Here is a 21,865-nt window from a genome sequence, read left to right on the forward strand (position 1 = left end):
GACGGTAGCCGGAGTGGGGACCGGACGGGCACGCGAGGTGGAAGCCATGACGACGACGATCCTCCGCCGCTCAGCCTGGTACCAGAGCCTCTTCATCCTGTTACAGGCAGTACCTGGCAACGGGATGGGAGCGGGCGCATCCTGGTGACATGCCCAGCGCCGTCGCCGTCCCCGCCGCCTCCGCCGACCCCACGTCCGCCGAGCTGCGCCGCGCCGAGCTGGCCGCGTTCCTGCGCAGCCGCCGCGAGCGCATCACCCCGGACCGGGTCGGCCTGCCCGGCACCGCCCGGCGCCGCACCCCCGGGCTGCGCCGCGAGGAGGTCGCGCACCTCGCCGCGGTCGGCGTCACCTGGTACACGTGGCTGGAGCAGGGCCGCGCCATCAACGTCTCCGCCGGAGTCCTCGACGCCATCGCCCGCGCCCTGCTCCTGGACCCCGCCGAGCGCGCCCACGCCTTCGCCCTCGCCGGGGCCACCGACCCGCGCGCCGCGGCCGAGTCCCCGGCCGTCACCCCCACGATCCTGCGCATGCTGCGGCGCCTGGAGCCCTACCCGGCGGAACTGAAGAACGCCCGCTACGAGATGCTCGCCCACAACCGCGCCCACGCCGACGTGTTCGGCGCCCCGGAGGAGTCCGCGCCGGAGCACCGCAGCGCCCTGTGGGGGATGTTCATGAACGACCGCTGGCGCACCCAGTTCCTGGACCTGGACGCGATGCGGCGCGACCTGGTCGCCAAGTACCGCAAGGCGATGGCCGAGCACGTCGGCGAACCCGCCTGGCGGGCGCCGGTGGACGCGCTGCTCGCGGTGTCACCGGAGTTCCGCGAGCTGTGGGAGCGGCGCGATGTCGCGCCGGTGGTCTCGCACGTCAAGCGGTATCTGCACCCCGACCCGGCGATCGGGCTGCTGCGCCTCGAACACCGGCACATGTGGCTGGCCCCGGACGACGACGCGTACCGGGTGGTCGCCTACCTCCCCGCCGACGACGAGACCGAGGAGCGGCTGGAGGCGCTGGCACTCTCCTCCGCGTCGTCCTCCGCCGGGTGACCGGGACCGGTGGTCGGCAGGTCGCGGTCGTGGCGCATCGGTGAGGTCAGCAGGATCAGACCGCACAGCGGCAGCAGCGCCACCGTCAGCCACATCGCGGGGCGCAGGCCGAGCGTCTCGGCGAGCGCGCCGCCCAGCAGGGCGCCGAGCGGGATCGTGCCGTAGTTGACGAACGCGGAGGCGGTGCGCGAGCGGCCGTAGAGGGCGGCCGGGGTGTAGTCCTGCTGGAAGGTCGCGGTCAGCGTGTTCTCCGCGACGACCGAGAAGACCACGGCCGTGTAGCCGACGGCGAACAGCGCGACGCCGAGCGGGGTGTGCGCGGCGAGCGGCATGAGCAGCGCCAGGCACGGGGTGCCCAGGGTGAGCACGTACACCGCGCGGGCCGTCCCGAACCGGGCACCGAGCCGGCGGGCGGCGAACGCGCCCGCGATCCCGCCGAGCCCGCCCGCGCCCATCACGACGCCGACCGTGCCCGGAGTCAGCTGCGCCTCGCGGACCAGGAAGGCGACCAGGATCGACTGGTAGCCCATCAGGGCGAGGTTGGCGGCGGCGCCGCACAGCACGAAGGCCCGGATGTAGCCGTCGCGGAAGGTGAAGGCGAGGCCCTCGCGGATCTCCTGGACCAGGTTCGTGCCGCCCGCCGCGGGCCGCCGTACCCGCTGCTCGCGGTGGCGCAGGCCGAGGACCGAGGCGAAGGACGCGGCGAACGCCGCGGCCTGCACGCCCATCGCGCCCGCCGGACCGAGCAGCGCCACGAGCGCGCCGCCGCCGCTGTACCCGGCGAGCTTCCCGGCCTCCTCGCTCGCGTGCAGCGTCGAGTTGGCCGCCGCGCGGTCCTCGCCGTCGACCAGCCGGGGCAGCAGCACCTGGTAGGAGGTCTGGAAGAAGACGGTCGCGGTCCCGGTGAGCAGCGCCGTGACCAGGAGCTGCGCGTACGTGAGCACGCCGAGCCAGTGGGCCGCCGGTATCGCCGCGATGGCCGTGAACGACACCGCGTCGCAGACCAGCATCAGCGGGCGGCGCGGCAGCCGGTCCACCCAGGCGCCCGCGACGAGCCCGATGAGCAGCCACGGCAGCCAGGCGGCGGCGGTCAGCAGCGACACCCGGAACGGGGAGGCGTCCAGGAGCGTGAGCGCGGTCAGCGGCAGCGCGACCGAGGCCACGGAGGCGCCGGTGCGGCCGGTGGTGGACGCGATCCACAGGCTGCGGAAGTCGCGGTGGCGCCGCAGGAGGGGGCGCGGGGACGACGGGGGTGACGGTGGGGTGGGCATGGCGAGGAGCGTAGCTTGCAGAGAGTTCTCTGCATAGAGGTATTTGCAGAGAAGTCTCTGCAATGTGGGCAGGGGTTGGTCAGGGGCGAATCTCGGGTGGGTGTACGGGCGTCAGGGGCGCTCGCGCCGCGGGAACAGCTGGATCTGCGCCTTCACCGGCAGCGCGCCCGGTTCCTCGGGGGCCTCGGCGTACCGGTTGACCAGCTCCATCAGCTCGACCCGCAGCGATTTCAGGCCCGCGGGCGTCAGCCGCAGGTCGTTCCAGTCGGCGAGCAGAGAGGCGCCCTCCCACTCCTCGCCCCACTCCTCGGCCAGGTACGCGGTGACGTGGTCCGCCATGTCCTGGACCATCTGGCCGAGATAGAGATCCAGCGAGGCGCGGGCCGCCGGGTCCTTGCGCAGCTTCGACGTGGGCAGCACCTGCGTCTTGTGGACCGCCTTCCACCAGCGCTCGCGCCGGGTGCCGCGGTCCTCGTCCTCCTCGATGAACCCGTTCTCCGCGAGGTGGCGCAGATGCCAGCTCAGCGTGCCCGTGTTCTCGCCGAACCGGGTGGCCAGCACCGCCGAGGTGGCCGGTCCGTCGCCGCGCAGCGAGTCCATGATCTTGATGCGGAGGGGGTGGGCCAGGGCGCGCAGGCTACGGGTGTCGAGGGTGTGGGTGCCCTCGCCCTTCGGGAGTTTTTCCCCGCTGGTCGGGGCGGTGGGCTGCTCGGCGGTCATGGGCGCAGGGTAATCCGTGCGGAGCCCCGTTCGGCGTACGGGACAATGGGTGGCATGACCGCTACGACCCAGCCCCTCACCGTCGGACCGCACACCGTCACGCCGCCCGTGGTCCTCGCCCCCATGGCGGGCATCACCAACGCGCCGTTCCGGACCCTGTGCCGGGAGTTCTCGGGCGGCAAGGGCCTGTTCGTCAGCGAGATGATCACGACCCGCGCCCTGGTCGAGCGCAACGAGAAGACCATGCAGCTGATCCACTTCGACGAGACCGAGAAGCCCCGCTCGATCCAGCTGTACGGCGTCGACCCGGCCACCGTCGGCAAGGCCGTCCGCATGATCGCGGAGGAGGGTCTGGCCGACCACATCGACCTGAACTTCGGCTGCCCGGTCCCCAAGGTGACGCGCAAGGGCGGCGGCTCCGCGCTGCCGTACAAGCGGCCGCTGCTCCGGGCGATCCTGAAGGAAGCCGTGACCGGCGCCGGGGATCTCCCCGTCACGATGAAGATGCGCAAGGGCATCGACGACGACCACATCACGTTCCTGGACGCCGGGCGGATCGCGGTCGAGGAGGGCGTCACCGCGATCGCGCTGCACGGGCGTACTGCCGCGCAGCATTACGGCGGCACGGCCGACTGGGACGCCATCGCCCGCCTCAAGGAGCACGTCCCGGAGATTCCGGTGCTCGGCAACGGGGACATCTGGTCGGCCGACGACGCGCTGCGCATGGTGCGCGAGACCGGGTGCGACGGGGTCGTCGTGGGCCGGGGCTGCCTCGGGCGGCCGTGGCTCTTCGCTGACCTGGTCGCCGCGTTCGAGGGGCGTGAGGAGCGGGTCCGTCCGACGCTCCGGGTCGTCGCCGACGCCATGGTGCGGCATGCCACGCTGCTCGGTGAGTGGATCGGGGACGAGGCCCGCGGGGTCATCGACTTCCGCAAGCACGTGGCCTGGTACCTGAAGGGTTTCTCGGTCGGCTCCGAGATGCGCAAGCGGCTGGCGATCACGTCGTCGCTGGATGAACTCCGGTCCGGGCTCGACGAGTTGGACCTGGACCAGGACTGGCCGGCCGGCGCCGATGGGCCCCGGGGGCGCACGTCCGGCAACAACCGGGTGGTTCTCCCGGACGGCTGGCTGAAGGACCCGTACGACTGCGCGGGCCTCTCCGAGGACGCCGAACTGGACACGTCGGGGGGCTGACCCCCGGCCCCCTCACCCCGCCCCGGCACCCCTTCTCGCACAGTTCCCCGCGCCCCTGGACCGTCTTCCGGGCACGCCAGCGTCGTGGCTGGTCGCGCCCCTGGGCAGTTCTTCGTCCGCGGCTCTCGTCGTGGCTGGTCGCGCAGTTCCCCGCGCCCCTGAGGCATGCGCTGCGCGCAGCCTCCCCTTGAGGCTGCGCTCCGCGCGCCTCCCGATGGGGGGCACGGTGGTGTGCCTCCCGATGGGGGCAGGGGTGGCGCGCCTCTCCTGATGGGGCGGCGGTGGCGCGCCTCTCTGATGAGATGGCGCACGAAGTGCGCATCTCAGGGGCGCGGGGAACTGCGCGAGAAGCGGCCACCGGGCCGCGCGTGAAGAACGAACCTAGGGGCGCGGGGGAACGGCGCGAGAAGCGGTCACCGGGCCGCGCGTGAAGAACTGCCCAGGGTGCGCGGGGAACTGCGCGATCAGTCACCCGCGCGACCCCTAACCCCCAACGGCGCTCAACAGCGCCAACGGTGCCGCCGCCGACCGGGACTCCCTCGCGCACGCGTACGGGAAAGGGACCGGCGCGGGATACGCGTCGCGGGCGTACCCGGCGACCACCTCCGGCAACCGCCCACCGCAGGCGACGGCCGCCGCGACCACCCCACCGGCAATCACCCGCGCCTCATCGTGCAGCCCGTACCGAGCAAGCCCCAACGCGATCAGCGCGTTGTCGTGCGGCCACACCGAACCCCGGTGGTAGGACAGCGGGTGATAAGCGGGCTGACCCGCGGCCACGGTGCGCACACCCCACCCCGAGAAGAAGTCCGGCTCCAGCAGACGCCGCCCCACCGCCGCCCCGTACTCCTTGTCGAGCAGCCCCGACCACAGCAGATGCCCGGCGTCGGACGCCAGCGCGTCGACCTGCCGCCCGTCACCGTCGAGCGCGAGCGCGGGGAACCCTTTCTCCGGCATCCAGAAATCCCGCACGAAACGATCCCGCAGATCGGCAGCCGCCTGCTCCAGCAGCTCCGCGTAGACCACGTCGTCCCAGACGGTGCGGGCCAGCACGGCGGTGCGCCGCAGCGCGTCGTACGCGTATCCCTGGGCGCCCGCCGCCATCACGGGCCCGGTCGCCCGGCTCCCGTCGGCGGAGCAGATCGCGCCGGGGGAGTCCTTCCAGTTCTGGTTCGCCAGACCGCCCTGGTCGGCGCGGTACACCAGGTACCCGCGCGACGTCAGCCCGCCGTGGTCCAGCATCCAGCCCACCGCGGCCCGCGCGTGCGACTCCAGGCGCCGGGCGAGCCCGGAGTCCCCGGTGCGCTCCGTGTACGCCCCGAGCAGCACCAGGAACAGCGGCGTCGCGTCGACCGAGCCGTAGTAGCGCCCGTACGGCACCTGCCCGAAGTGCGCCAGCTCCCCGTGCCGCACCTCGTGCACGATCTTCCCGGGCTGGGCGACGACCCCCTCGATCTGCTCGGTGGCCTGGGCCGCGGCGAGCACCGGAAGCGTGGCCGCGGCCAGCTCGGGCCGGTAGGGGAGGGCGAACAGGGACGTCAGCAGGGCGTCGCGGCCCAGCAGCGCCAGGAACCACGGCACTCCGGCCGCCGGCACCAGATGCCGCTCCCCGTCGGGACCGGCCGCGGGCACCCGCAGCACCGCCAGATCGGCGAGCCCCCGCGAACAGGCCGTGGCCAGCTCCGGCCAGGCGCCGGGAAGCTCCACGCCCGCACTGAACTCCGCGACGGAGGAAGCGAGTTCCGCGGCTGCCGCGGCCGGACTCGCGGGCACCGGCACCGGATCGCCGCCCGAGGGCAGCGCCGCCACCCGCAGGGTGAGCCCGGCGCTGCCCTGGGCCGGCAGCTCCAGGGCCCACACCAGACGGCGCGCCCCGGTCCCCGTCTCCTCGACGGCCTCCGGCGCCGGATCGCTGGTCACGGTCGTCGACGAGCGCCAGTCGCCCCGCGTGTAGGTGAACTCCACACCGTCGTCGAGGGCTTCACGCGTGCGGACCGCGCCGGTCTTCGTATAGGTGCGGTGATCGGAGCGCAGCTCGAACTGGTCGGCGAAGTCGGCGTCGACGGTCAGCGCCACCCGGACCGTCGTCGGCACCGGCCGGTTCGACACGATGCGCAACAGCTCCACCAACGAGCCGTCACCCAGGGCCTGTTCACGGAAGAGCGTGTACGCGGGAGGCTCCTGGCGCCCACCGCGCGGGACCAGGACACAGCGCGCAACGCCCCCGTCCTCGTACGAGAGCGGTGTGAGCACCTCGGGTGCGGACCCGTCGACGGTGAGCTGCCAGCGGGACAGGTGCCGGGCGTCCCGGACGAACAGGCCGTCCGAGGAGACCGCTCCGCGCACCGCGCTCAGCCCGCCGCCCGCGTCGAGCGCCGCGAACGTGCCGCCGCGGATCAGGAGTTGTGCGGTGCGGCCCTGTCCCTGGCCGTATCCGTTGCCACCGAATGTCTCCGTCATCGAGAGGTTCCTTCCCTCCGGCCCTGTCCCCGCGGTCCCGCTCGCCCGGCGGTGTCCGGCATCCGCGACCACGGCGGCAGCGGCCGCCGGTGCTCCGCGTCCGTCTCGCCGTCGGCGTCCCGCGCCGGCTGCCCGTCCAGCAGATCCAGTGTGAGTGCGGCGGTCCAGCCGAAGCCGCGGGCGCCGCAACCCGCTCCCGTGTACGGATCGACGTACTCGGCGAAGTCCGAGGCGTCCGCCGCGTCGAGCAGCGCCGCCCGGAGGCGCGCCGCCCGCGCGTGCTCGCCGTGCAGCCGGAGCCCGCGCTCCAGCAGCCAGTTGGTGTTGAACCAGGCCGGGCCGCGCCAGTACCGGTGCGGGTCGAAGGCGGGGCCCAGCAGGTCGTAGCTCGGCGCGAGCCGCACCCCGTCGCCGAGGCCGAAGTGCGGGCCGCGCGCGGTGTCGAGCAGCCCGCGGACCACGGTGCGCGGCAGCGCGGGCAGGATCAGCGGGATCAGCCCCGAGACGCCGTACTCGCGGATCAGCCCGCCGCCGCGCACGTCCCGGCAGAAGAACATGCCCGCGGCCGGGTCCCACAGCCGGTCGACGAGCGCCGCCGTCAGCCGCTCCGCGCGCGCGTGCCGGGCCGTCCCCGCCGCTCCCAGCTCGCAGGCGATCCGGGCGAGCGCGTGCTCGGAGGCGGCGAGCAGCGCGTTGAAGGAGGGGTCCTCCACCGCGAACTCGCCCGCCCCGTCGGCGTAGTGGCCGTCGCGGTAGTCCGCCGCGAGGCGGACGTACCGGCCGTAGTCGAGGTCCGTCGGGCGGTCGTCGGCCGCGCCGTGCGTCAGGTCGGCCCGTCGGAAGGTGCGCGGCTCGGCCGGCGTGATCCGGCTCAACGGGGCGTCCCAGCACGGGCTGTTGTCCATCCCCTGTTCCCAGGGGTGCACGACCGAGGCGAGCCCGCCGCCGCCCGGATCGCGGCGGTGCAGCAGATAGCGGTGCCAGGCTGCGAGTGCGGGGTACACGCGGTGCAGGAAGCCGCGCGAGCGGGAGAGGGCGGGGTCGGCGCGGTGCACCAGCCAGGCGGCCAGCGCGTGCGCGGGAGGCTGCACGATGCCCGAGGTCTGCACGGCGGCCGGGGCTCCGGCGGCGCGGCCCGCGGTGGAGGAGCGCCAGAAGTCCGGGCTGGGGAAGTAGGCGTCCAGCGGGACGGAGGGGTTGAACACGATGTGCGGAATCCGGCCGTCGCCCCACTGGGCGCTCAGCAGCGTCTCCAGCTCCGACTGGGCGCGCAAGGGGGAGACGTGGCGCAGCCCGATCGCGATGAACGCCGAGTCCCACGACCACTGGTGCGGGTACAGCGTGCGCGAGGGGACGGTCGACGCGCCCGTCCAGTTGGCGTCGAGGACGTCGACGGCACGCTCCCGCAGCGGATCGGGCGGCTGCCCGCGCCGTCCCGCGCCGGCCGCGGTCGCCTGCCGCTCGGTGGTGTGCTCCACATGGTCTCCCGTGGACTGCGGGACTGCCGGGCCGAAAGAAGCCGAACCCCTGACAGGGTGTCGGTTACGCAGCAGGCAGCATAGAGTTACGTCTACTTAACACGCAAAACCTAGAATGTAACGCGCAGTTGATGAACGCAAGGGGGTGGGCCCGATGGCCGGGAACCAGGCGAACGCCGGGGATCTGTTGCAGCTCGTGCGCAGTGGCCGCGCGACCACGCGCGGCGCGCTCCAGGAGGCCACCGGTCTGTCCCGGGCCACCGTCGGCCAGCGCCTCGACCGGCTCTTCCGGGCCGGCTGGCTGCGCGAGGGCGCCGCGGAGGCGGTCAACTCCCGTCTGGGCGGGCGCCCTTCGATCCACCTGGAGTTCGACGACACGCACGCCGTGGCGCTCGCCGCCGCCCTCGACACCCGGCACGCCCGCGCCGCCGTCCTGACCCTGTCCGGCGAGGTCCTCGCCGAGCGTACCGGCGACCTCACCGTGGACGAGGGCCCGGAGACCGTCCTGACCCAGCTCGGCGTCTGGTTCGGCGACCTGCTCAAGGAGGCCGGCAGGGACCCCGGCACCGTATGCGGGATCGGGCTCGCCGTGCCCGGCCCGGTGGACATCGACAGCGGCCGCGTCATACAGCCGCCGATCATGCCGGGCTGGGACGGCTACGACATCGCGGGCCGACTCGCCCGCGCCGCCGCCGAGCACGCGGCCACCCCGCCCGAACTGCCGGTCCTCGTCGACAACGACGCCAACCTCATGGCGTACGGAGAGCAGCGCGCCGCCCACCCCGGCTGCCGCGCCTTCGTCCTGGTCAAGGTCTCCACGGGGATCGGGGCCGGGGTCGTCGTGGACGGCGCCATCTACCGGGGCATCGACGGCGGTGCGGGCGACATCGGCCACATCCGCGTACCGCAGGCGCCCGAGGCGGCGGCCGCGCTGTGCAAGTGCGGCTCGTACGGCTGTCTGGCCGCGGTCGCCAGCGGCCGGGCCCTGGCGCGCCGGCTCACCGAGGCCGGGGTGCCCGCCGCCTCCGGCTGGGACGTACGGGAACTGCTCGCCGCGGGGCACCCGGAGGCGGTGCGGCTCGCGCGGGAGGCGGGGCGGGACGTCGGCGAGGTCCTCGCGACCGTCGTGACGCTCCTCAATCCGGGCGTTCTCATGATCGCCGGAGATCTGGCCGGAACTCCCTTCCTGACGGGCGTGCGTGAACTCCTCTACCAGCGCGCGCTGCCCCGCTCGACCGCGCATCTGGACGTGGTCACGGCGCGGCTCGGCGAGCGCTCCGCGCTCATCGGAGCGGCAGCGCTGGTGGTGGAGGAGCTGTACGCCCCCGAGCGGGCGGAGCGGCGGCTCGCGGCTCTGGGCGTGTGACAAGCCCGTTTCGCGCGGCTCACCGCCCGTATCGCTGTCCGCATGCTGACATCGGAGCGTCCGCGAGCCGCTTCAAACGGCGTGATTCTCGCCACCTCTGATACCCCTTGCGCTCAGATGAGCGCGAAATCCTCGTCTGTGCTTCTTCAAGCCCTGGCACTGAGTGCCACCGCTCGATCATTTATTTCTTGAACGCATATGAGTGGTAGGCATGCTCATGTGAGCGATATCCGGGCTCTACGGGGGTTGAGTTTTCGAGACTTGAAAGCGGGCGGGATGGGTGGCCTACCCGCTGGTCACTTTCGATCTCCTGGCGGACGGGTGGTTACGGCCGCATGACAGCTGAGTGGACGTACCCACAGCCCTTGGATCTGGGTATGTTCCTCGCCGTCAGGGCAGCCACCCGAGCCTCGAGGAGTCGAGACCCGTGTCGGAAAACAAGGATCCTCAGGTAGCGAAGTTCGTTTACGACTTCACCGAGGGCAACAAAGATCTCAAGGACCTCCTCGGCGGCAAGGGTGCCAACCTCGCCGAGATGACCAACCTGGGTCTTCCGGTCCCTCCGGGCTTCACGATCACCACCGATGCCTGCAAGGTCTACCTCGACAGCGGCGAGGAGCCGGTGGCACTGCGTGACGAGGTCACCCAGCACCTCGACGCCCTTGAGGCGCAGATGGGGAAGAAGCTCGGCCAGCCCGACAACCCCCTTCTGGTGTCGGTCCGTTCGGGCGCCAAGTTCTCCATGCCCGGCATGATGGACACCGTCCTCAACATCGGTCTCTCCGACAAGTCGGTGCAGGGCCTCGCCAAGCAGGCCGGCGACGACCGCTTCGCCTGGGACTCGTACCGCCGCCTCATCCAGATGTTCGGCAAGACGGTGCTCGACGTCGACGGCGAGCTCTTCGAGGAGGAGCTGGAGAAGGCCAAGCACGCCAAGAAGGTCACCGTCGACACCGACCTCGACGCGGCCGACCTCAAGAAACTGGTCACGCGCTTCAAGAAGATCGTCAAGACCGAGGCCGGACGCGACTTCCCGCAGGACCCGCGCGAGCAGATGGACCTGGCCATAAAGGCCGTCTTCGAGTCGTGGAACACCGACCGCGCCAAGCTCTACCGCCGCCAGGAGCGCATCCCCGGCGACCTCGGCACCGCCGTCAACGTCTGTTCGATGGTCTTCGGCAACCTCGGCCCCGACTCCGGTACGGGCGTCGCCTTCACCCGCGACCCGGCCTCCGGCCACCAGGGCGTCTACGGCGACTACCTCCAGAACGCGCAGGGCGAGGACGTGGTGGCGGGCATCCGCAACACGGTCGCCCTCGCCGACCTGGAGAACATCGACAAGAAGTCGTACGACCAGCTCATGCAGATCATGGAGACCCTTGAGAACCACTACAAGGACCTCTGCGACATCGAGTTCACCATCGAGCGCGGCCAGCTGTGGATGCTCCAGACCCGCGTCGGCAAGCGCACCGCCGGTGCCGCCTTCCGGATCGCCACCCAGCTCGTCGACCAGGGCCTGATCGACGAGGCCGAGGCGCTCCAGCGCGTCACGGGCGCCCAGCTCGCGCAGCTGATGTTCCCGAAGTTCGACGAGGACGCGAAGGTCGAGCAGCTCGGGCGCGGCATCGCCGCGTCGCCGGGCGCCGCCGTCGGCAAGGCCGTCTTCGACTCGTACACCGCCATCAAGTGGTCGCGCTCGGGCGAGAAGGTCATCCTGATCCGCCGCGAGACCAACCCCGACGACCTCGACGGCATGATCGCCGCCGAGGGCATCCTCACCTCGCGCGGCGGCAAGACCTCGCACGCGGCCGTCGTCGCGCGCGGCATGGGCAAGACCTGTGTCTGCGGCGCCGAGGACCTGGAGGTCGACACCAAGCGCCGCCGGATGACCGTCGGTGACGTGGTCGTCGAGGAGGGCGACGTCGTCTCCATCGACGGCTCCAGCGGCAAGGTGTACCTCGGCGAGGTGCCCGTCGTCCCGTCGCCGGTCGTCGAGTACTTCGAGGGCCGCATGCACGCGGGCGCCGACGACGCCGACGAGCTGGTCGGCGCGGTCCACCGGATCATGGCCTACGCGGACCGGGTCCGCCGGCTGCGGGTCCGCGCCAACGCCGACAACGCCGAGGACGCGCTGCGCGCCCGCCGGTTCGGCGCCCAGGGCATCGGCCTGTGCCGCACCGAGCACATGTTCCTCGGCGAGCGCCGCGAGATGGTCGAGAAGCTGATCCTCGCCGACACCGACGACGAGCGCGAGAAGTCCCTGGAGGAGCTCCTGCCGCTCCAGAAGCAGGACTTCGTCGAGCTGTTCGAGGCGATGGACGGCCTCCCGGTCACGGTCCGCCTCCTCGACCCGCCGCTGCACGAGTTCCTGCCCGACATCACCGAACTGTCGGTGCGCGTCGCCCTCGCCGAGTCCCGCCAGGACGCCAACGAGAACGACCTGCGCCTGCTCCAGGCCGTGCACCGGCTGCACGAGTCGAACCCGATGCTGGGTCTGCGCGGTGTCCGTCTCGGCCTGGTCATCCCCGGTCTGTTCGCCATGCAGGTACGGGCCATCGCCGAGGCCGCCGCCGAGCGCAAGAACGCCAAGGGCGATCCCCGCGCCGAGGTGATGATCCCGCTCGTCGGCACCGTCCAGGAGCTGGAGATCGTCCGCGAGGAGGCCGACCGGGTCATCGCGGAGGTCGAGGCCACCAGCGGCGTCAAGCTGAAGCTGGCCATCGGCACCATGATCGAGCTGCCGCGTGCCGCGCTGACCGCCGGCCAGATCGCGGAGGCCGCGGAGTTCTTCTCCTTCGGCACCAACGACCTCACGCAGACCGTCTGGGGCTTCTCCCGCGACGACGTGGAGGCCAGCTTCTTCACCGCGTACCTGGAGAAGGGCATCTTCGGGGTGTCGCCGTTCGAGACGATCGACAAGGACGGCGTCGGCTCCCTGGTCCGCAACGCCGTGGAGGCCGGCCGCGCCACGCGCCCCGACCTCAAGCTCGGCGTCTGCGGTGAGCACGGCGGTGACCCGGAGTCGGTGCACTTCTTCCACGAGGTGGGCCTCGACTACGTCTCCTGCTCGCCGTTCCGCATCCCGGTCGCCCGCCTCGAAGCGGGCCGGGCGGCCTCGACGTCGGCGGGCAGCGACCACCGCTGACGCCCGATGACAGCCGGAGCCGCCGTCGGTCCCCGACCCTCACCGATCGCGGCGGCTCCGGTGCGCAAGGCAAGGGCGGCACCCCTGTGCGGGGGGTGCCGCCCTTGCGCGTGGCCGGGAAGGCGGGGTTGAGCGGAACGCGGCCTCCCACTTAACTGAGGGGCAACCACCACCGCCCCATCCGCCCGATCCGTCCAGGGAGCACAGCCATGACCGGCTGGAACGCGCGCGACATCCCCGACCAGAGCGGCCGCACCGCCGTGGTCACCGGAGCCAACAGCGGCATCGGCTACGTCACCGCGCGCGAGCTGGCCCGCGCCGGAGCCCAGGTTGTCCTCGCCTGCCGCAGCGCGGAGCGGGGCAGCACGGCCGTGGACCGGATCCGCGACGAGGTGCCGGGCGCCGCCGTCGAGTTCGCCGCCCTCGACCTGGGCGACCTGGCCTCCGTGCGGGGCTTCGCCGAGGGCTGGACCGGCCGCCCCCTCGACCTCCTGGTCAACAACGCCGGGGTCATGGCCCTGCCGTACAGCCGCACCGCCGACGGCTTCGAGACTCAGTTCGGCGTCAACCACCTGGGCCACTTCGCCCTGACGGGCCTGCTGCTCCCGAGCCTCCTGGAGGCGCCCGCGCCCCGCGTCGTCGCGGTCTCCAGCGCCCTGCACGCTTTGGCCAACATCGACATCGCCGACCTCAACAGCGAGCGGAGCTACCGGCGCTGGACGGCCTACGCCCGCGCCAAGACCGCCAACCTCCTGTTCGTCCACGAACTCTCCCGCCGCGCCACCGCCAGCGGCCCCCTCGCCGTCGCCGCGCACCCCGGGTACGCCGCCACGCCCCTGCACGCGCGCGGCGCCCGGATGGAGGGCCGGGCGGCACTGGAACGCCTCTTCGAAACGGGCAACCGCCTCCTGGCCCAGCCCGCCGAGGACGGAGCGCTCCCCACCCTGTACGCGGCGACCGCCCGGCGCGTACAGCCCGACGACTTCTACGGCCCACGCCTGTTGATGTTGCGCGGCGCCCCGTCCAGGTCCTGGCGCGCATCGTGGACCGTCAACGACGCGGCGGGGGAGCGGCTTTGGGCGGCTTCGGAGCAGTTGACCGGGGTGGTGTACGAGGGGTTGAAGGACTGACGGACTCGAGCCTCGGGCCAGGGCCTGCCCGCGGTGCCGTCGCCCTACGACCGCCACCCCGCCCTCGCTGCGGCCCGCCCGACGAGGGCGGATCCGAAGGCCGGGTCCGACATCGGGTCCGCGCCGGAGGCGCGACGGCCGAAGCCGTCTTGTGCGAACTCGCCGCCCAGGCTCAAGGTGGGGCCGTTCCCCGGATGTCCGCCGTCCGTGACGGTCACCCGGTGGTGTCGCAGGCTGCTGGTGATCCTCTTCTTCTGCGGATCACAGCTGATCCTCCATACGTAGACCCTGTCCTGCCCGCCTTCGCCCAGCACCTCCTGCCAGCGAGGATCGGTCAGTTCGGGTACGACGTCCAGGCGTGACTGACTGATCTCGATGCGATACGGAGCCCTTGTGGCGGCGAGTTCCGCCCGCGCGTGCCGGATCAGCTCGTCGCCCGCGAAACCGCCTGCCTGGGCCGGCACGGCGGCGGGTACGGGAAGACGGTCCGCGATCTCGCCCAGGAACTGCAGCACCGCCTCGATCTTGTCGGGCGACTGCTCGCCCTTCTCCCACGCCATCACCTCGGTGCCGATGAACCGCAGCGCGAAATCCCTGCTGCGCGGGTCGGCGAGCAGGAACTCCGCGAGCGGGCCCCGCAGCGCGGCGACAGCGGCACTCTCCTGCAGTCCACGAACCGTGAACTGCTCGTCGAACTCGGGGTGTCCGATGCGCAGGTCGTCAGGACCGCCGAAGGCGCGAGACACACGGTTCGTGTGACGTACGGAGAAATCGCCGACCGCGTAGGGGAGTTGGGTGGCCCAGAAAGCGACGGCGGTCGGCTTCCCACTGTCGTCGTCGCCCGCTCCGGGGAACGACAGGCGGGTCAGGGTCGCCTCGAAGGAGCAGGCGGGACGACCGCGGTAGGTGCCGTGGCAGTAGTCGGAGGGACGTCGCTTCGTGGCCTCGCCGGGCGGGAACGGCTCGTCCCGCATCAGCCGGGCGACCTCCCCGTTCCGCGGACGCTCGACGTACTGCCAGCCGAGCCGCTTCGTGAACTCCTGGTACTTGCCGAGCTGCCGGCGCCGCTTCCGGCGCCGCCAGAGTGAGGAAAGGGAGATGAACAGCACGACGATGACTGCCGTGACGATGAACTCCCGCATGCCGTCGGACATCGCGTCAGCCCCCACCCTTTCCGACGTCGCTGCGCCCTGCGGGGCGGACGGTACGAAGAAACTCCTGGAAGTCGTCGAGTACGTCTTGTAGCTGGTCGAAGCGCGCGGTGAGCGCGATCTCGATTTCTGCGAGTCGGCGTGGCTGGTCTGGATCCTCAAGGAGCAGGATCAGCTGGCTCTGGGCGAGCTGCTCCGGCTGGCCGTTGACATTGGCGGCGATTCGGAGATTCTGTACGACACCTGGTGCGTCGATCAGACTTGGCTTGAAGTGAGTCCCCACATCGGTGCGCTTGACGAGGGTGACCGGACCGACCGTCTCCTGCAACCGCTGCACCGACTCGTCAGCGACGCGGTGCAGACTCGCGCCGTCCTCTCGGACCGTGCCGGTCACTGTGATGTTCGGCATGAATCCCGAGCCGCGCGAAGCGGAATGCAGGGCCACGAAGGCCGCCTGCGGCGCGCCGACCTCCTCGGGCGGCGCTGCCTCCCAGCCCTCGGGGATCTCGCAGGTCAGCGGTACCGGAAGAGTTCCCGGCATGTTGGTTCAACTCCTATGTGTGTAGGGGGGCATGGGGTGAGGAGTCTCGTCGCGCCGAGTGGTGGTCGCGCCAAGCCCATTCCGATGCGCTAGAACATCGAGTCGAACGTATCGGCCACGCCCCCGCCCCAGTCCTTGACCGCATCCACTCCGTCGTCCACGGCGTCCGCGACCTTGCTCGGGTCGATTTCGACCTGCCAGCCCACCTTGCCACCTAGGCCAAGCGCGGCCCCCACGTCCCCGCCGATCACCAGCTTGCCGTCCTCCATGCCAGCGTCGGCATGGGCTGAGACGCCGGCGCCGGCCCAGCCTTCAGCGGTGCCACCGACTCCGACACCGGCCACCGAGGCATGCCCCTCCGCCGAGGCTTTCGCCCCAGCAAGGGCCTCGCCCCCAAGGTGGGCGCCGTCCGTTCCGATACTCGCCTTGGCGCTCGCATCGACACCGGCGAACGCTTGCGCCTTGCCTGATGCCTCGAAAAGTCCGGCCTCGTACTTCCCCTCTGCTGTGGTCTGGGCAAGGTAGGCCTTCCCGGAAGCCTGCGCCTGGAGCCTGCCGTCCTCGATCCCCGCCCCGGCACTGCCCTCCACTCCGAGGGCGGAGACGTTCACACGTCCCGCGACGTCTCCGCCGAGTGCCTCCCCGCGGCCCTCGGCCGCTTCCTCCCACACTTTGGCGTCACCGAAGACAGAGACACCAGCGACCCTGACGCCGTGGGCACCTCTCTCCCGCCGCTGTTCGGCTGTCTCTCGGTCTTCGTTGGTGCCCCAGCCTTTGTATGTCCGGACTTCCCTGTCCGGGTCGTCGGGGTACTTCAGGAGATTTTCGTACTCAAGTGGGTTGCGGATCTGCACGCCCAGGGCCCACGGCGAGGTATTGGCGTCCTGTGCCGCCCAGTACAGCCACGCGGGGGCGCCTGAGGCGGAGCCGCCCTGGGCCTTGAACCGCTCGGCCGTGGTCTCCCCGGCTTCCTCCAGCTGCTCTCGAGCGGATTGCAGCGTGACCCCTGCGGTGAGCAGGTCGCCGCCCTCGTATTGGTCGATGGCGTCTGCGGCTTTGTCCTGTGCCCATGCGACGGTGTCGGCGTACGCCCGCAGTGCCTCCGCTGCAGCGTTCAAGGAGTCCGCGCCCCGCAACCACTTGCCTGCCTGAGGGGCGAAGTCCTCCCAGAAGGCGTCACTCGCCGCACCGGTCCAGCCGTCGACACGTACGGCCTTCAGATCGTCCCCGATTCCCTCTAGCGTCTTCGACCAAGTGGTCAGATGGGCGGCCTGCTCATGAAGTCTGAGCGCGTCGCCCGGTATGAGTTCCTTCGGATCCTGGGTTTCTCCCAGTCGCGCTGCCACTGTCGTTGCTCCCCCTCAGCTCACTGGCTGCCGGCACGCTTCGCAAGGGCGTCGGCGGTCCGACCATCGTCTTGCTCATACCGGTCGGCTGAGTCCTTCAAGCCGTCCGCGGAGCCTTCGGACTCGTCCTTGAGAACCTTCGTCAGGGCCTGGTGCCAGGTCGCCAGGAACTCCTTGTAGGCGGCGGAGGCATCGTCGTGTCCGAACTCGGTTTTCTCACCGCTGAGTTTGTCCAAGTGAACTTTGCTGACAGCCTCTACGGCTTTCATGATCGACTTTGCTGACGCGCGAAGCACCTCAGGATCGACGTAGTAACCCGTCATGCAAGTCCCCCGACTTCTGCTCGTTTGGACGCACCAATGCTCCGGTGGCAATGGTCGGCAGGCAGTTTTTCACACGCGTCATGACCCGATGGTGTGCAGTGGCGAGTTCTCCACTGTTCCCGCCACGTTCCACCGCGCGCAGTGCCTGATGGGAGTTATGCCGCTGCCCCGCCGTCGATCACCAGATCCGTGCCGACCACCGAGCCCGCGTCGTCCGAGGCCAGATAGAGCACCGCCGCCGCGACCTCGGCCGTCGTCGCGACGCGGCCCAGTGGGGACTCGGACTTCATTCGGATCTCCCGTTCGGGCTCCGTCTCGTCCGGGCGCAGGGACATCGAGGTGGCTGCGGGGCCCGGGCTCACCGCGTTGATGCGGATGCCGTCCGTGACGTGGTCGAGGGCCGCGCCGCGGGTCAGGGCGGAGACGGCGGCCTTGGCGGCGCCGTACGCGGTGACGCCGGGCCTGGTGCGGTGCGGGCCGATGTTCGAGGAGATGTTGACGATCGCGCCGCCCGATTCCTGGGCGCGCATCCGGGCCACCTCTGCCTGGAGTGCGTTCAGGACGCCCGTGACGTTGATGTCGAGCAAGGTCTGCCAGTCGTCGGCCGGCAGGTCGGCGATCGGGGCGCCGCCGCGGAAGACGCCCGCGTTGTTCACCGCCACGTCGAGGGAGCCGAAGCGGTCGACCGCGGCGCGCACGGCTGCGGTCATGTCGTCGGCGCGGCGCACGTCGGCGGGGTGCGCGAGCGCGGTGCCGCCCGCCGCCTCGATCAGGGCGACGGTCTCCTCCAGCGGGCCGGGCGTGCGGCCCGCGACGACCACGTTCGCGCCCTCCGCGGCGAACGCCAGCGCGACGGCCCGGCCGAGGCCGGAACCGGCGCCGGTGACGAGAGCGGTCCGGCCGGAGAAGCGGGTGCGGGACATGGCGTACCTCTTTCTTGAACGAGCAGTCCAGTATTCGGGTAGCGGAAGGGGTGAGGGGAGGGGTTGCGGGAGTTCAGTCCAGCAGGGTCAGGGCCTGCTCGGCGGCGTCCCTGACCCGGGCCGGGTCCTGCGACACCTTGCCGGTGACCCGGATGCCCTGGAGCAGGACGAGGAGCATCCGGGCGAGCGTGCGCGGGTCGCGGTCCTCGGGCAGTTCGCCCCTGGCCCGCGCGCGTACGAGCGCCGAGTGCAGCAGCGTCTCGATCTCCTCCCAGGACCGCTCCACGCGGCGCGCGGCCTGGGTGTCGTGCGGGCCCAGCTCGGCCGCCGTGTTGGTCACCAGGCAGCCCAGCAGGCGCCGTTCACCCGTGGCGGCCTCGGCCGCGAAGCGGCGCACCAGGGCGCGCACGGCCGCCAGCGGCGGGCCGTCGCCCGACAGTTCGGCGACGGTGACCGCGCCGGTGGACTCGGCGTACCGGTCCATCGCCCTCAGGTACAGCTCGTGCTTGCTGCCGAACGTCGCGTAGAGGCTCGCGCGCCCGATGCCGAGCCGGTCGACGAGGTCCGCCATCGACGTCGCCTCGTAACCGCGCGCATGGAACAGCTCCACGGCCGCCTGCAACGCCGCGTCGGGGTCGAATTCCTTGGTCCTGGCCACGGAACGACCCTATGCGTTTCCGGAACGGACGGTCAACTATCCGGCGTGCTGCGGGTTGATGGCGCGTGCCGGGTAGGCGCGTACGGCGACCCCGTCGTCGTCCAGGCAGCGCCCCGTCTCCAGGTCGAACCGCTGCTTCAGCAGGGGCGAGGCCACGAACGGGCGGCCCTGCGCCGAGCCGAGCAGCCCGCGCGAGAGCACCGACGCCCCGGTGAACGGATCGGTGTTGTCGACGGCGTGCACCTGGCCGGAGCGGTCCAGGAACACCGCCGCCTGCCGGCCGTCCGGCAGCAGGGCCGCGACACCGCGCCCCGGTGTGAGACGGGACAGCTCGCACACCGTCAACCAATCATCTTCCAAGGCCAGTTGAACCATGACGGTCGTCTTCTCGGGAGCGATCGGAGCCGTGGTCATCGGACAGCCAGTCCTTCCAGGGGGATCAGGGGCAGTTCGGGCTTCATCTGGTCGCGCTCGGGCACGAAGCGGATCGTCGGGTCCGGGGTGCCCGGGGCGTTCACGAAGGACACGAAGCGGGCGAGGCGCTCGGGGTCGTTGATGGTGTCCGACCACTCGTCGCGGTAGTGCGCGACATGGGCCCGCATCAGGGCCTCCAGCTCGTCGCAGATGCCGAGCGAATCGTGCACGACGACGTCCCGCACATGGTCCAGGCCGCCCTCGACGCGCTCCAGCCACACCGAGGTGCGCTCCAGGCGGTCGGCGGTGCGGATGTAGAACATCAGGAAGCGGTCGATCAGCCGGACCAGCTCGGCGTCGCTCAAGTCCTGCGCCAGCAGATCGGCGTGACGGGGTGTCATGCCGCCGTTGCCGCCCACGTACAGGTTCCAGCCGTTGGCCGTGGCGATGACGCCGAAGTCCTTCGACTGGGCCTCGGCGCACTCGCGGGCGCACCCGGAGACGGCCGACTTCAGCTTGTGCGGGGAGCGCAGGCCCCGGTAGCGCAGCTCCAGGTCGATCGCCATCCGCACGCTGTCCTGCACCCCGTACCGGCACCAGGTCTGCCCCACGCACGACTTCACGGTCCGCAGTGACTTGCCGTACGCGTGCCCGGACTCGAACCCCGCGTCCACCAACCGCGTCCAGATCATCGGCAGTTGATCCACCCGCGCACCGAACAGGTCGATCCGCTGACCGCCCGTGATCTTCGTGTAGAGCCCGAAGTCGCGGGCCACCTCACCGATCACGATCAGCTTCTCCGGAGTGATCTCACCACCCGGGATCCGCGGCACGACCGAGTACGACCCGTTCTTCTGGAGGTTCGCGAGGAAGTGGTCGTTGGTGTCCTGGAGGGCCGCCTGCTCGCCGTCCAGGACATGGCCGTCCGCGCCGATCGAGGGCGCGAGCGAGGCGATGATCGAACCGACCGTTGGCTTGCAGACCTCGCAGCCCTCGCCGCCGCGCGCCGCCTCCCGGCCGTACTCGTCGAGGAGCTGGGCGAAGCCGGTGATCCGCCGGACGCGCACGATCTCGTACAGCTCCTGGCGGGTGTGCCGGAAGCAGCCGCACAGTCCACCGTCACCGCTCTTCGGCAGCAGCTGCCCGATCAGCTTGACGCAACTGCCGCACCCCGTACCGGCCTTGGTGCACTTCTTCACCTCGGGCAGCGTGCCGTGCGCGCGGACCTCGCCCTTGGTCACGTTGTGGCAGGAGCAGACGACGGCCTCGTCGGGCAGCGCCTCGGGACCGAGCTGCGCGGCCCCGCCGGACCCCGCCGGGAGCACCAGCGACTCGGGCGCGACCGGCGGCACCGTGCCGGTGAGCGCGCGCAGCGTGCCGTACGCCTCCGCGTCGCCCACCAGGATCCCGCCGAGCAACTCGCCCCCGGCGCCGATGACGAGCTTCTTGTACGTGCCCGAGCGGGCGTCCGCGTAGACGACGTCGAGGCAGCCGTCGGCCGTGCCGTGCGCGTCGCCGAAGGAGGCCACGTCCACGCCGAGGAGCTTCAGCTTGGTGGACAGATCGGCGCCGGTGAAGGCGGTCAGGGAGGTGCCGGAGGCGATCGCGTCGGCGGCGGTGAGCGCCATCTCGTAGCCGGGGGCGACGAGCCCGTACACCCGGCCGTCGCTCGCGAGCGCGCACTCGCCGATCGCGTAGACGTCCGGGTCGCTGGTGCGGCACTGCTCGTCGACCGCGACGCCGCCGCGCTCGCCCACCGACAGGCCCATGTCGCGGGCGAGCTGGTCGCGCGGCCGGACCCCGGCGGAGAACACCACGAGATCGGTGGCGAGTTCGCGGCCGTCCGACAGCTTCATGCCGGTGACCCGGCCGTCCGCGTCCGCGACGACCTCCTGGGTGCCGACCCCGGTGTGGACGTCGAGCCCCATGTCCCCGATGGTCCTCAGGAGCGCCGCTCCGCCGCCCTCGTCGACCTGTACGGGCATCAGCCGGGGCGCGAACTCCACGATGTGCGTCGCGAGCCCGAGCCCCTGGAGGGCCCCCGCCGCCTCCAGGCCGAGCAGCCCGCCGCCGACCACGGCGCCGACCGTCGCGCTGTTCTTCGCGTACTCCTCGATCGCGTACAGGTCCTCGATGGTCCGGTACACGAAGCAGCCGGTGGCGTCCTTGCCGGGCACCGGCGGCACGAAGGGGTAGGAGCCGGTGGCCAGGACGAGCGTGTCGTAGGTGACCGTCAGGCCGGACCGGGCGCGTACCGTCCGCGCCTCCCGGTCGACGGCCTCCGCCGGGTCCCCGACGTGCAGCTCGATGCCGTGCCGCTCGATGAACTCCGGGTCCGTCATGGACAGCTCCTCGGGTGTCGTGCCCGAGAAGTAGGAGGTCAGGTGGACGCGGTCGTAGGCGGGCCGGGGCTCCTCGCAGAGCACGACGACCCGGTGGGACGCGGTGAGCCCGCGCTCGGCGGCCGCTTCGAGGAAACGCTGGCCGACCATGCCGTGGCCGACGAGGACGAGGGTGGGCAGGGCCGGTCCGGCCGGGTCTGGCGCCATGTCAGAGGCCTCCGTCGTACGCGTACGGTGCGGTCATGCTCCGCAGCCTCGCGGGCGGACGTTTCTCGGTGGCGTCCCGTCAGTTTCGGCGGGGGAACGGTGGGCTCAGCGAGGCGGGACGGAGGGTGTGAGGACCTCCGCGGGTCGCGT

General features: G+C 71.5%; 17 protein-coding genes. 5 read left to right on the forward strand and 12 right to left on the reverse strand.

The window, feature by feature from the left end:
• Nucleotides 1-149: 149 nt before the first annotated feature.
• Nucleotides 150-1,046 carry a helix-turn-helix transcriptional regulator gene (locus K377_RS35170; RefSeq protein ID WP_111667687.1) on the forward strand — a complete coding sequence of 299 codons (897 nt, stop codon included), beginning with the start codon at nucleotides 150-152 and terminating at the stop codon, nucleotides 1,044-1,046.
• Here the strand turns inward: K377_RS35170 and K377_RS35175 are convergent.
• Entirely contained in the window at nucleotides 968-2,317 is a 1,350-nt protein-coding gene (locus K377_RS35175) for an MFS transporter (protein WP_111667688.1), read from the reverse strand. The two genes, K377_RS35170 and K377_RS35175, sit on opposite strands and share 79 nt — an antisense overlap.
• Nucleotides 2,318-2,428: 111 nt before the next feature.
• Entirely contained in the window at nucleotides 2,429-3,037 is a 609-nt protein-coding gene (locus K377_RS35180) for a helix-turn-helix domain-containing protein (protein WP_111667689.1), read from the reverse strand.
• A gap of 54 nt (nucleotides 3,038-3,091) precedes the next feature.
• On the opposite strand from K377_RS35180, the gene dusB reads away from it, so the two are divergent.
• Complete coding sequence (gene dusB, locus K377_RS35185; protein WP_181512727.1) at nucleotides 3,092-4,231, forward strand: tRNA dihydrouridine synthase DusB; 1,140 nt, start codon at nucleotides 3,092-3,094, stop codon at nucleotides 4,229-4,231.
• Nucleotides 4,232-4,714: 483 nt separating this feature from the next.
• On the opposite strand, the gene K377_RS35190 is transcribed toward dusB, so the two are convergent.
• Both K377_RS35190 and K377_RS35195 read right to left on the reverse strand, forming a co-directional pair.
• Nucleotides 4,715-6,691 (reverse strand): glycogen debranching N-terminal domain-containing protein, encoded by a 1,977-nt coding sequence (locus K377_RS35190; RefSeq protein ID WP_111667691.1) that lies wholly within the window; start codon nucleotides 6,689-6,691, stop codon nucleotides 4,715-4,717.
• Nucleotides 6,688-8,169 carry a hypothetical protein gene (locus K377_RS35195; RefSeq protein ID WP_111667692.1) on the reverse strand — a complete coding sequence of 494 codons (1,482 nt, stop codon included), beginning with the start codon at nucleotides 8,167-8,169 and terminating at the stop codon, nucleotides 6,688-6,690. Before K377_RS35195 ends, K377_RS35190 begins: the two co-directional genes overlap by 4 nt.
• Nucleotides 8,170-8,323: 154 nt before the next feature.
• On the opposite strand from K377_RS35195, the gene K377_RS35200 reads away from it, so the two are divergent.
• From K377_RS35200 to K377_RS35210, 3 genes are all read left to right on the forward strand, one after another.
• Nucleotides 8,324-9,535: an ROK family transcriptional regulator gene (locus K377_RS35200; protein ID WP_111667693.1), complete on the forward strand. Its 1,212-nt coding sequence runs from the start codon at nucleotides 8,324-8,326 to the stop codon at nucleotides 9,533-9,535.
• Nucleotides 9,536-9,962: 427 nt separating this feature from the next.
• Complete coding sequence (gene ppdK, locus K377_RS35205; protein WP_111667694.1) at nucleotides 9,963-12,680, forward strand: pyruvate, phosphate dikinase; 2,718 nt, start codon at nucleotides 9,963-9,965, stop codon at nucleotides 12,678-12,680.
• 209 nt (nucleotides 12,681-12,889) lie between these two features.
• Nucleotides 12,890-13,810 (forward strand): oxidoreductase, encoded by a 921-nt coding sequence (locus K377_RS35210; RefSeq protein WP_111667695.1) that lies wholly within the window; start codon nucleotides 12,890-12,892, stop codon nucleotides 13,808-13,810.
• Nucleotides 13,811-13,854: 44 nt separating this feature from the next.
• Here K377_RS35210 and K377_RS35215 read toward each other — a convergent pair whose 3' ends face one another.
• From K377_RS35215 to nirB, 8 genes are all read right to left on the reverse strand, one after another.
• Entirely contained in the window at nucleotides 13,855-14,964 is a 1,110-nt protein-coding gene (locus tag K377_RS35215; RefSeq protein ID WP_111667696.1) for a hypothetical protein, read from the reverse strand.
• A 4-nt stretch (nucleotides 14,965-14,968) separates the two neighbouring features.
• Nucleotides 14,969-15,502, reverse strand: coding sequence for a hypothetical protein (locus tag K377_RS35220; RefSeq protein ID WP_111667697.1), 534 nt, complete (start codon nucleotides 15,500-15,502; stop codon nucleotides 14,969-14,971).
• A gap of 89 nt (nucleotides 15,503-15,591) precedes the next feature.
• Complete coding sequence (locus K377_RS35225) at nucleotides 15,592-16,848, reverse strand: putative T7SS-secreted protein (protein ID WP_111667698.1); 1,257 nt, start codon at nucleotides 16,846-16,848, stop codon at nucleotides 15,592-15,594.
• Between the two features lie 20 nt (nucleotides 16,849-16,868).
• Nucleotides 16,869-17,171 carry a hypothetical protein gene (locus tag K377_RS35230; RefSeq protein ID WP_111667699.1) on the reverse strand — a complete coding sequence of 101 codons (303 nt, stop codon included), beginning with the start codon at nucleotides 17,169-17,171 and terminating at the stop codon, nucleotides 16,869-16,871.
• A gap of 155 nt (nucleotides 17,172-17,326) precedes the next feature.
• On the reverse strand, nucleotides 17,327-18,094 hold the full coding sequence (locus tag K377_RS35235; RefSeq protein ID WP_111667700.1) for an SDR family NAD(P)-dependent oxidoreductase: 768 nt from the start codon (nucleotides 18,092-18,094) through the stop codon (nucleotides 17,327-17,329).
• Nucleotides 18,095-18,167: 73 nt separating this feature from the next.
• Nucleotides 18,168-18,752 (reverse strand): TetR/AcrR family transcriptional regulator, encoded by a 585-nt coding sequence (locus K377_RS35240; RefSeq protein WP_111667701.1) that lies wholly within the window; start codon nucleotides 18,750-18,752, stop codon nucleotides 18,168-18,170.
• Nucleotides 18,753-18,788: 36 nt separating this feature from the next.
• Nucleotides 18,789-19,166 carry a nitrite reductase small subunit NirD gene (nirD, locus tag K377_RS35245; RefSeq protein ID WP_111667702.1) on the reverse strand — a complete coding sequence of 126 codons (378 nt, stop codon included), beginning with the start codon at nucleotides 19,164-19,166 and terminating at the stop codon, nucleotides 18,789-18,791.
• Complete coding sequence (gene nirB, locus K377_RS35250; protein ID WP_111667703.1) at nucleotides 19,163-21,715, reverse strand: nitrite reductase large subunit NirB; 2,553 nt, start codon at nucleotides 21,713-21,715, stop codon at nucleotides 19,163-19,165. Before nirB ends, nirD begins: the two co-directional genes overlap by 4 nt.
• Nucleotides 21,716-21,865: the final 150 nt, after the last annotated feature.

The organism is Streptomyces sp. PsTaAH-137 (assembly GCF_003259365.1).
Taxonomy (GTDB): Bacteria; Actinomycetota; Actinomycetes; order Streptomycetales; family Streptomycetaceae; genus Streptomyces.